The sequence below is a fragment of the Nostocoides australiense Ben110 genome (assembly GCF_001050535.1).
GTDB lineage: Bacteria > Actinomycetota > Actinomycetes > Actinomycetales > Dermatophilaceae > Nostocoides_A > Nostocoides_A australiense.
Genome location: NZ_HG764815.1, coordinates 3,218,199 through 3,229,077 on the forward strand (window position 1 = coordinate 3,218,199; position 10,879 = coordinate 3,229,077).

The 10,879-nt window shown below is 70.5% G+C and carries 8 protein-coding genes and 1 pseudogene; 2 read left to right on the top strand and 7 right to left on the bottom strand.

The window, feature by feature from the left end; translation table 11 throughout:
* Nucleotides 1-216 precede the first annotated feature (216 nt).
* Nucleotides 217-1,311: a PDDEXK family nuclease gene (locus tag BN11_RS15605; protein ID WP_157044208.1), complete on the top strand. Its 1,095-nt coding sequence runs from the start codon at nt 217-219 to the stop codon at nt 1,309-1,311.
* A gap of 17 nt (nt 1,312-1,328) precedes the next feature.
* Here BN11_RS15605 and BN11_RS15610 read toward each other — a convergent pair whose 3' ends face one another.
* The 3 genes and pseudogenes from BN11_RS15610 to BN11_RS26180 all read right to left on the bottom strand — a co-directional run.
* The gene (locus tag BN11_RS15610) at nt 1,329-2,627 is read right to left on the bottom strand and encodes a hypothetical protein (RefSeq protein WP_048699223.1); all 1,299 of its coding nucleotides are present in this window, start codon (nt 2,625-2,627) and stop codon (nt 1,329-1,331) included.
* A gap of 9 nt (nt 2,628-2,636) precedes the next feature.
* Entirely contained in the window at nt 2,637-4,916 is a 2,280-nt protein-coding gene (locus BN11_RS15615; protein ID WP_083433803.1) for a transglycosylase domain-containing protein, read from the bottom strand.
* Between the two features lie 248 nt (nt 4,917-5,164).
* Nucleotides 5,165-5,350: pseudogene (locus BN11_RS26180) on the bottom strand (sigma factor); the annotation flags it as partial.
* 748 nt (nt 5,351-6,098) lie between these two features.
* On the opposite strand from BN11_RS26180, the gene BN11_RS15620 reads away from it, so the two are divergent.
* Nucleotides 6,099-7,403: an HNH endonuclease signature motif containing protein gene (locus tag BN11_RS15620; RefSeq protein ID WP_157044209.1), complete on the top strand. Its 1,305-nt coding sequence runs from the start codon at nt 6,099-6,101 to the stop codon at nt 7,401-7,403.
* Between the two features lie 88 nt (nt 7,404-7,491).
* Here BN11_RS15620 and BN11_RS15625 read toward each other — a convergent pair whose 3' ends face one another.
* From BN11_RS15625 to BN11_RS15640, 4 genes are all read right to left on the bottom strand, one after another.
* Complete coding sequence (locus BN11_RS15625; protein ID WP_327152876.1) at nt 7,492-7,998, bottom strand: response regulator transcription factor; 507 nt, start codon at nt 7,996-7,998, stop codon at nt 7,492-7,494.
* Nucleotides 7,999-8,086: 88 nt separating this feature from the next.
* Nucleotides 8,087-9,367: a sensor histidine kinase gene (locus tag BN11_RS15630; RefSeq protein WP_083433805.1), complete on the bottom strand. Its 1,281-nt coding sequence runs from the start codon at nt 9,365-9,367 to the stop codon at nt 8,087-8,089.
* Between the two features lie 46 nt (nt 9,368-9,413).
* Nucleotides 9,414-10,085: a VOC family protein gene (locus tag BN11_RS15635; RefSeq protein ID WP_048699227.1), complete on the bottom strand. Its 672-nt coding sequence runs from the start codon at nt 10,083-10,085 to the stop codon at nt 9,414-9,416.
* 146 nt (nt 10,086-10,231) lie between these two features.
* On the bottom strand, nt 10,232-10,879 hold a 648-nt coding region (locus BN11_RS15640; protein ID WP_048699230.1), incomplete at its 5' end, for an MMPL family transporter.

The following is a 10,879-nucleotide window of genomic DNA, read 5'->3' on the forward strand; positions in this document are numbered from 1 at the left end:
CCGCACGTGGTGAGTGGGCTGCGGCGCGAGGGTCAGGTGTTGCCGATCCTCGCCTCCCTCTCCTGCGTGCCGCATCTCGTCGCGGCTGGCGATGAGTGACCCGCCGGTAGGTAAGACACCTGGGCGGTTATAACCGCCAAAGCGTCTTACCTAACTTGTCCACAGGACGTGGCCGGGGGCGGAGACAGATCGGACCAGACCGGGTTGGCTGCCCGTATGCCGCCACCACCGGTCCCCTCCCCGCCCCCGGAGGGCCTGCCCCGGGGTCCGTGGCGCGCCGCCGTGGCACACCATTTCTCGGTCCGGCATTGTGGACTGGCCCGGCGTGCCGATCTGCTCGAGGCGGGCTTCACCAAGGCCGAACTCGAGGCCGATCTCGATGCCGGGCGGCTGATCATGGTGGGCCCCAACACGATTGCCGTCCCCACCGCGGCGGTGCCGCACTGGCTGGGATACGGGAAGAAGTATGACGGGCACCACCTCCCCCTCGGCGTGACCGGGATGGCCAAGGACGGCCGGCGGGCGCGGCAGTTGAAGGCCACCGCCCTTATGGCGCCGCCCCGAAAGGCTGGCCCCGCCACCGTGGACACGGCCTTCGCCCCTTTCTGGTGGGCCGTATGGGAATCGGGCACCCGGGCGGCCCTCGACGGCGCGAGCGCCCTGATCGCCGAGGGGATGTCGGGTTTCGTCCTCGACCACATCGAGATCTCCGTGCCGTTGGGGGCGCGCATCCACCCGCACCCAGGGGTCCGCATCACCCAGCGGCGGGTCCTCGGACCGCTGCGGCCGGGGCTGCCGCGGGTCGAGCCGGCGATGGCGACCGTGCGCGCCGCACAACTGGCCGTTAGCGACCGGCAGGCGGCCTTGCTGATCTGCCTCCCGGTCCAGCAGCGGATCGTGCGGGCCGAAGAACTGCTCGCGCGCTGGACCACGGTCCGGCGCTCGCCCCGCCGCAGCTTCCTCGATGCGGTGATCAAGGACGTGTGCGATGGGGCGCACTCATTCGGCGAACTGGACTTCGCCCGCTTCTGCCGCGAGCGGGGGCTCCCGGAGCCGGTGCGCCAACAGCTCCGGCGCGGGCCGAAAGGGCGGATCTATCTCGATGTCGCCTTCGAGTGCGGACTTGTCGTCGAGATCGACGGGGTGCAGCACAGCCTCGGGCTCGCACCGGTCGACGACGCCCTGCGGGCCAACGCCGTAACCCTCCAGAACCGGCGCGTGCTGCGCATCCCTGTGCTCGGGCTACGCCTGGACCCCGGCGCCTTCCTCGATCAGGTGGCCCACGGCATACGACTCATGACCCGCGGGTAGGTAAGACACCTCGGCGGTTATAACCGCCCAACCGTCTTACCTACCGGTTGGTAGTCATCGTGGCGCTCGTGCCGGGCGGGCGGGAAGAGGCCGCCCTGCCAGACGCGCGTGACGAGCCACGTGATGCCGGCGGTACGGATGAGGAGGAACACGACATACCAGGCCCCCGGCAGGGCGCGGTTGGGCGTGGTCTGGGCGCCGACATACAGCCATACGGCCATGAAGTGCAGCGCCTCGGCGCCGGCCCAGACGAGGTGATCGCGCCACCGCATCCGGGCCATCGCGGCGATCGGCAGCAGCCACAACGCGGCCTGCACCGGCACCGTCTTGCCCAGCATCATCCCCATCCCCACGACGACCAGCGCCACCTGCGGCCACGTCGGCGCACGATAGGCGTCGCGGGTGAAGACCCAGCCGAGGACGACCGCCAGCACCCACCCCGCGGCGGCGAGCAGCGCCACCGCCCAGGCGGGCAGGGCGTGACCGGCGATCGACGGGATCAGCCACAGCGAGCCGTAGCCCGCATCGCCCTCCCACCAGTTCAGATAGGGCGCGAGCAGCGCATCCGGCGCGGCGATGATGAAGAAGATGGCGACGAAGAGCGCCGTCGCGGCGGCGAAGAGCACCGCCTCCCATGCGGCCCGCAGCCGGCCCTCGCGGCGGGCGGCGAGGAGGAGGGCGATGGCGACCAGGCCGACATACCCGCGGGTCATCATGCCCAGGCCCAGCAGTATGCCGGTCAGCGCCACCTTGTCGCGGTGCCAGGCGAGCATCGCCCCGGCGACGAGGGCTACGGCGAGCGCGTCGCTGCTCAACACCGCAGCGAGCACGATGACAGGGGAGAGCGCGACCTGCGCCGCGGCCTGCAGATCGTCGGGCACGACGTGGACGGTGCACCAGACGCACGCCGCGAGCAGCAGGGTGATGAGCCCGACCCAGTAGAGGAAGTACGAGCGCGACTGGTCGATCGCGCTGCCGTCCGGGACGAGCCCGCCGAGCAGGCTCATCACTGAGCCGGCAAGCACGGGTTGGTCGAGGGTCGCGTCGCGCAGATACCCGGTCAGGCCCGTGTCCAGCCCGGCGATGGCGTACTGCGCGGGCAGGTCGGAGAAGCACATCCGCCAGAACTGGTCGCTCCCGGTCCACCCGTAGCGGATGCAGCGCTCGCGCTGCAACACCGCCAAGGCCATTGGTATGGCCGTGAGCGGCACCAGCCAGGTGGCGATGGTGCGCCACCAGCCGCGTTCGCGGGCATACCGTCCGGGCGGGCCACCGAGGAACGCGGTCGACCGCGGAGGCAGGACGTCGGGGCGCACGGCTGCAGCCTACGGTGCGCTGGTGGTGTCCGTCGGCCGTATCGGACCCGAGGAGGAGTTGGTCGGCAGACCCGTCTCCTGCGCCGGCGGCGGCGTCGTCCCGGGATCGGTCGGCGGCGGGGTCGTGCCGGTGTCGGTCGTCGGGGGCGCGGTCGTGCTCGTGTCGGTGGTCGGCGGGGGCGTCGAGGACTCGGTCGTCGTCGTCTCGGTCTGGGTCTGGGTCACGCTCTCGCTGCTCGAACTGCTGCTGCTGGACGAGCTCGACTGCGTGGTCGTGCTCGACTGTGTCGTCGGCGCGGTTGTCACGCTCGTCGGGCTGCCGCCGCTGACGTTGCCGGCCGGCGGCAGCGGCGCGATCGGCTGGCCCTCGAGCGCGAGTCGCATGAAGTCGGTCCAGATATTGACCGGCACGGTGCCGCCGGTGAGCTCACCGACGCCGGGTATGGCGTTCATCTGGTTCTCGGGGACCAGGGAGCCGTCGCCCTTGTAGATGCCGACGGCGGCGGCGAGTTGGCCGGGTGTGAACCCGTCGAACCAGGCGGAGTAGTTGTCGCTGGTCGTGCCGGTCTTGCCCGCGGCGGGACGGCCGAGGGCGGCCGCGGCGGCGCCGGTGCCGCCGGCCTGGGTGACCCGCGCCATCGCCTGGATGGTGTCGCGCATGACCGCCTTGTCGAAGACGGTCTTGACCTGCTTGTCGGCCTTGTAGTTGATCTTGAACTGCCCCGTCGCCCGCACGCCGGAGATGATGTACGGCGTGGCCCGCCTCCCATCGGCCGCGATCGTCGCGTAGGCGTTGGCCTGGCCGAGGACGCTGACCAGGTCGGTGCCGAAGACGTTGGCGTAGTTGTCGCCCAGTTCCTTCTGGGCGCCCGCGGCCTTGAGGCCGGCGGTCTCGGCGGCGTCACGGGTGCTCTCCGGGCCGACCTCGATGTTGAGTTGCGCGTAGTAGGTGTTGGCCGACAGCCCCGTGGCCGTCGCCATGTCGACGACGCCGTAGCCGTGGTTGCCGAAGTTGACCACCTCACCGGCCGCCGCCGCGGGCGTCGCCCCCGGCTCGGTGCTCTTGAATTGCTCGAAGAACATCGGCGAGCGGGCGTCGAAGCGGGTGGACAGCGGTATGCCGCGCTCCAGCGCCGCGACGAGCGTCCAGACCTTGTAGGTCGAGCCGGCCTGCATCGCCGCCTGGGTGGCGGTGTTGAAGTAGCCGAGGTCGCCGGATCCGTATTTGGCACCGCCATACAGCGCGCGGATCGCGCCGTCGCCGGGGGCCACCGCGGCCAACCCGACGTGCAGGTCGTTGACGCCCTGCGGCATCCGGGCGGCGATGGCGGACTTGGCCGCCTCCTGGGCACGCTTGTCGATCGTCGTCGTGATCCGGTAGCCGCCGCGGGCCAGGTCGTCCTCGGTCAGGCCGACCTTGCTCTGCAACTCGGCGCGGACCATCTCGGAGAGGAAGCCTTCCGGGCCGGTGGCGATGCGGTTGGTGCGGATCTTGATCGTCGCGGGGAACTTCGCCTTGTCCCGCTCGACCTGGGTCAGCCAGCCCTGGTCGACCATGCCGTCGAGGACGTAGCCCCACCGCTCCTTGGCGTTCTGCTTCTGCTCCGCCCCCAGGCGCGGGTCGTAGTAGGACGGGCCGCGGATGACGCTGGCGAGCAGGGCGCCCTCGGAGACGGTGAGCTGGTTGACGCTCTTGCCGAAGTAGGCCTGCGATGCGGTCTGGATGCCGGAGGCGCCGCGGCCGAAGTAGATCGTGTTGAGGTAGTTGGCGAGGATGTCGTCCTTGGAGAGCTCACCGTCGATCTTGACGGAGATCATGATCTCCTTGAACTTCCTGGTCAGGATGCGGTCCTGGGTCAGGTAGTAGTTCTTGACGTATTGCTGCGTGATCGTCGAGCCACCCTGCTGCGGCCCGCCGCGCAGGCCCACCCAGATGGAGCGGGCGATGCCCTTGGGGGAGATGCCGTTGTTGTCGTAGAAGCTGCGGTCCTCGGCGGCGAGGAAGGCCTCCTGGACCTCCTTGGGGATCCGGTCGATGGGCACGATGGACCGGTTGACCTCGGCGAACCGGTCCATGACGGTCTTGCCGTCGCTGTAGTAGATCGTGGAGGACTGCTGCAGTGCCGCCTCGTTGGGCTTGGGGATGGGCGTCACGATGTAGGCGATGACCAGGCCGATGGCGCCGAGCAGGCCGAGGGTGAACAGGGTCCACAGCGTGCGCCGCAGCCAGCGGCGCTTCTTCTTGGGTTTCGTCGTGGTGGCAGGCGTGGACGTGCGAGGGGTCGGCATTGCGGCTTTCGTGGGGTGAGGCGACGACGGTCACGGCGCCCTCCCGGGGGCGCACCTATCAGTATGACGCCGCAACCTGGGAGTTGGTTGTCTCGCCTTGGTGACTGCTGGCCACCCTCGGGCTCCCGGCGCGAGCCTTTGCCTCCGCCGGAGCCGGCGAAGGGCGCCACGGCCGTGACGTGGTCCGGCTCCGCTGCGGCGGGTATGGCAGTGGGGTCGACCGGTCGTTCGCTCGCCGACCGCTTGCGCATCCGGCTGGTATGCCGATTGACCAGGATCCGGCGGACGTAGGCGTAGGGCGCGTGGCTGGCTGCGACCTTGGACCAGTTGCGATAAGCATCGGCGAGGGTGTCTTGGAGCAGGTCTTCGGCGTCGCCGCGGTTGCCCGTCAGGGTGGGCGAGGCGCAGCAGGCTGCGACCGTGGGCCGCCACAAAGCCGTCGAACCTCACCGCGTCGCCCGGCGCCTGCGTCGAGACCCTCATGACCCCCATACGTTGTCAGACGCGGCGAGGGTCGGGATCTGCTGCTTGGGCCTGTTGCGGCCGACGGACGGGGTGACGAGGCGGGGGGCGGTGGGCGCGTCGCCGCCGCGTTGGTCCACAGGCTGTTGTCTGCGGTGAGGACGTTGTCGGTGGCTTGTGGTTGGGTCATGGTTACGGCAGCTTGCGGCTCATAATCGTGGCGCGTGGTGCCGGCGATGCGGCGCGTGATGATGGCGAATAGCGTTGCAGCGCAACATAATTAATGAGAAGAGTGCTTGCACTTCGAGTCGAACGGATGTATGATCGAGTATGGCCGATGACCTCCACTCCAGCCGCGGGCAGCAGCCCGGGCGCGACCCGGAACTCGGGGTCGTGGAGTGGAGCGTGCCCGGGCTGTGGTCCGCCTCAGGAGACGGACGAACGCCTGATCTGTGTGCCGTCCCCGACGAGGTCGCCCAGCCCGCCTTCGGTCCAAGCGACATGGCGGTCGCCGGTGTGACTGAGACCGGTCTGACTGAGACCGGTCTGCCTGAAAACGGTCTGGCTGAGGCCCTCGAGACTGGGACCGGTGCGACCAGACTCGGCGAGTCGTCCGTTGACGCCAGCAATGAGCCCGACGCCAGTGCTGAGCCCGCCAGTGCTGAGCCCGCCGGTGCTGAGCCCGACTCCGGTCCTGAGCCTGAGGCGCCCCTGGCGTCGGTGACCGAGATCCGGTCGGCGGTGGCGGTGGCCACCGCTGCGGTGGCGGGGTTGCGATCGGTGTTGTGGCAGGCGCCCGGCGGGGCGCTGGCGGAGATTCTCGGCGAACTCGGGGAGCTGGCGCTGCTCACCGACGCTGCCGAGGTCGCGCTGGTGGGCGAGACCCTGACCCGCGGCGAACACTCCAGCGGTCCGGCGCCGTTGGCGATCAACGACTGGGTCAGCGTGCACTCCCGCCGCTACCCGACCCCGGTGACTGCGGCGAAGACGGTCAAGCTCGCCCAGCACATCATCAAGCGTGAACTGCCGGAGCGGCTGACCGAATCGGTCCTGACCGCAGCGGCGCCGGTGCCCGCGGCTGCAGCCGCGGCGGCAGAGATGCTGCGGCTCGAGCCCGACCTGCAACCCGGGTTCGTCCCCGCCGGCTGGGATGCCTACACCGATCTTGCCGAGACCGGCGACGTCAGCCAGGTCCGCAAACTGCGGCCCGCGCTGATCGCGAAATACGGCCAGCCCGACGACAAGGACAAGGACGAACGAGCCGCTCGCGCGCACCGGTGCCTGACCCGCGGCGCCACCGACGGCGGATCCCTCGTCGACTATCGCCTGAGGCTCGACCCCGAGGCCGCGGCCGTCCTCGAAAGGGCGCTCGGCCCGTTGTCCACCCCGATCCCCCGCCCCGACGGGCAACCCGATGATCGCAGCTACGGCGCCCGCCGCGCGGACGCCCTCATCGAACTCATCACCCGCGCGGTCAAGGTAGCCGACACATCCGTGGTCGGCCGGACCTCCACCCACACCACCGTCATCGTCACCCTCGACGACCTCGCGAGCGGCGCGGGCACCGGACAGTCCACAGGCGCCTGCGACGCCGGCCGGTTCTTGTCCATCCCGACCGTGCGGGCCATGTCCTGCGGCGGGCACGTCACCCCCGTGGTCGTCGACCACGACGGCAACCCGATCCTCGTCGGGCGGACAAAACGCCTCGTCACCCCGGCGCAATGCCACGCCCTCGCTGCCCGCGACAACGGCTGCACCTTCCCCGGCTGCACCCGTCCTGCGGACTGGAGCGACGCCCACCACCTGATCCACTGGGTCGACGGCGGCGCCACCGACCTCGACAACGCCGCGCTCCTCTGCCGGCTCCATCACACGATCGTCCACTCGCGCCGCCTCGCCGGCTGCGTCGGCGCCGGGCCACCGGGCACCCCCGACGAACACCGACTTCGCGTCATCTGGGACCTCACTCCCGGAAGTTACGACCGCGCCGTCGCAGCCCGCACCACCGGACCCCCCGCCGCCTGAGCCGCCATCGTCGGCGTCGTGACGAGGGCGTGGAGTGGTCAGCTCCCGCGGCGGTGGTCATCCCCTGGGCGATCGGGACAGGCAGCGCTCAGAGGAGATCCTGCGCACGGGCTGCAGCGACGGCCGCGGTGCGACTACCCGTGCCGAGCTTGTCGTTGACGTGGGCGAGATGGGTTTTCACAGTGGCTTCGGTGACGAAGAGCGCCCTGGCGATCTCCGGGTTCGACAATCCCTCACCGGCGAGCCGCAGCACCTCGACCTCAGGCTCGCTCCGCGCGCAGGTGGCGACCACGCGCTCGGTCTGCGCCGCCGAGAGCAGCGACTCACCCGACGCCGCCGCCGCGACGGCCCGGACGATCTCGGCCGGAGCGGCGTCCTTGAGCAGATAGCCGACGGCCCCGGCCCCGACCGCGCGGACGATGTCGCTGTCGTGGTCGTATGTCGTGAGGATGAGCACCGGAGGATCGTCACGGCCGCGCAACGCGGCGGCGACCCCGACCCCGTCCATCCCGTCACCCAGGCGGAGGTCGCAGAGCACTACGTGCGGGCGGAGTTGTCGGGCGAGTTCGACTGCGGTGGAACCGTTCTCGGCCACACCCACGATGTCGAGACCGGTTGAGATGCAAGCAGCAAGCGCACCCCGGCGCGGACCACCGGGTGGTCGTCGACGATCAGGACCCGGGTCACGAGCCCACCCCGGACGCTTCGTCCGGTCGTATGCCCGTATCCGGCACCTGCGCTGCGGCCGCGATCGGCACGTGGGCCGAGATCGCGCACCCCTGGCCCCGGGCGGACTCGATGTCGAGATCCCCGCCGAGTTCGCGCAGCCGAGCACGCATGCCGGCCAGGCCGTAGCCGCCGCGCACCGCATCTCGAGTGGACGCGTCGACACGGGTCGGATCGAAGCCGACTCCGTCGTCGACGATGTCCAGGCGGACCTCGGCCGTCGAGCCGGACAGGGTGGCGACGACCGTGCGGGCTCCCGAGTGCGCCCGCACATTGGCCAGCGCGCCCTGCGCCGTCCGCAGTAGACCGACCTCCACCTCCTCCGGCAGCCGCGGGTGGTCCCGTTCGACACGGAGCCGCCCGGTGATACCGGCCTCCTCCAGATCGGCGAGCACACGACGCAGCGCAACGGAAAGACCGCTGTCCGACAAGGATTCCGGGGCCAGCGCGGCGACGATGCGCCGCGACTCGGCGAGGTTGTCGCCGGCGGCCCGCTCGATACGCCGCATCACCTCCCGCAGTTCTCCCTCGCCGGAAACGCCCACCGACCCCCGGGCCAGCAGGACGATCGAGGAGAACCCCTGGGCGAGGGTGTCGTGGATGTCTCGGGACAGGCGGCTGCGCTCGGCGAGCGCACCGGCCTCGCGTTGCACCTGGAGCAACTGGGTCTGGAGGGCCGTCGATTCTTCTTGGGCGGCAACGAGGGACTGGAGTAGCCGGGAGCGTTCCAGGGCATCGCGCGCGAGGAGTACCTGTCCGCGCGAGAGGCCGAGCGCGAACAGGGCACCCACACTCGGACCGACGACGCCGGCGATCGTCCATGGCGCCCCGGACAGCGGCGGGATGAGGACGACCGCCAACAGGACGGCCACGGAGAAGACGATCGCCCAGCGCAGCGACAGCACATGACCGGCGAGCATCCACAACGCGAAGGCGACCCACACCAACGCTGGGGCGATCAGCGCGGCCGCCCAGACGAGCGCGAGGAGGAGCAACCACCATCTCGCCGTTTGCCTTCGCCCGCCGCCGACCCGAGCACGCGGGTGACCAGACAGCCGAGCGCCCGCGGCATACCACCCGCCCAGAGCCACAACCGCGATGAGCAAGGGCAGTCGCGAAGTCCCGGTGCGCCACGCTTGGACGGTCCCGACCACGACGAGGGCGGCAAAGAGGACATGCTGCAGCCGAGTGAGGCTGCGCAGCGGGCCTGTTGGCGGCGGGGTCGCCGTCGTCGTCACGGGAAACGGTACGCCTCTGCCGTGGCGACAAAACCCCGTCGGACCGTCAGCCGACCACGTCCGTCCAGGCCGCGATGTCGATGCCGTGGTTGTCGGGTGAGGCGAGGGTCCACCAGTCGGGGGCGCGCGAGTCGTCGACGAGCCGGCCGCCGGCAGCGAGCGCCGCTTCCACCCGCGCACGGGCCTGATCGGCGGGCACGAAGATGTCGAGGTGGGAGCGGCCACGGCCGGGTTTGTCGCCGGCGATGGGGTTGAAGGCGAGGTGTGGCCCGCAACGCAGCGGGTCGACGGCATCGGTCTCGCCGAATCCCTCATAGCCCAGGGCCGCCATGAAGAACGGCCGCGTGTCGGCCTCCGAGTGCTGCGCGATGTAGATCCCGACGGACTGGGCGCGAGAGGGATCCGCGGTCAACCCGAGCTCCGCCGCCGCCTGCGACACCGACGCAGCCAGATCCGTTGCGGCAGCAGGGATTCCGTCCCAGTCACGGTGCGGGATACGGACGACGACCCCCTCCGGGCGCACGTCGATGTCGGCAAGGACGCCGCAGCGCTCCGCGGCGGCCACGACCGGCGCGACCAGGCTGGCGGCGTGCGCCAGGGAACGTGCAGTGAAGACTGCCTGGGGTCCGGTGTCGGTGACCCGCCAGTCGGTCACGCCTGGGGACCGGTGGAACTGCGCAGCGGTGATCCGCTCCGATCCGCTCGTCGATTCGCTCATCGCGTCTTTCCTTCCGCGTTCCGCACCACGTCAGCCCGTGCTGGCATGTCTGTGCTGGCATGTCTATGACTCGGTTCTACAGGATTGCCAGGCCGCGGGGCCGCATCTGCCCAGGGGACGACTATCAGAGCGAACGAGAGTCCTGGTCACGGGCGCGCGGCGCGTCCAAAGGGCCACGACGCCCGGTTGCCGAGCAGCGCGATCACACCCGGCACCAGCAGCGCGCGGACGATGAACGTGTCGATGAGCACCCCGAGTCCGACGATCAGGCCGAGCTGGCCGAGCACCACCAGCGGCAGCACACCGAGCGCCGCGAAGACTCCCGCCAGCACGATGCCCGCGCTGGTGATCACCGCGCCGGTGTGGCCCAGGGCGCGCGCCATCCCCTCGCGGATGCCGTGCCCGCTCGCTTCCAGCTGGGCGCGATGGACCAGGAAGATCGTGTAGTCCACGCCGAGCGCGACGAGGAAGAGGAAGGCGATGAGCGGGACCTGGACGTCCAGCGCCGGGAAGCCGAAGAACTCACGGCCCACCCACGCCCCGGCGCCGATCGTCGCCAGGCTGCTCTCGGCGTTGATGGCGAGCAGCACCAGCGGTCCGAGGATCGCGCGCAGGAAGACCATGAGCACCAGACCGGTGAACGCGAGGATCAGCGGGGCGATGACGCGCAGGTCGCGTTCGGCGGCGGCCTTCGCGTCGACCGTGAGCGCCGGTGATCCGCCGACGAGGGCATGAGCCGACGGTATGCCGTGGGCCGCCTCCCGAGTCGCCGCCACCACCTCGCCCGCGCGCGG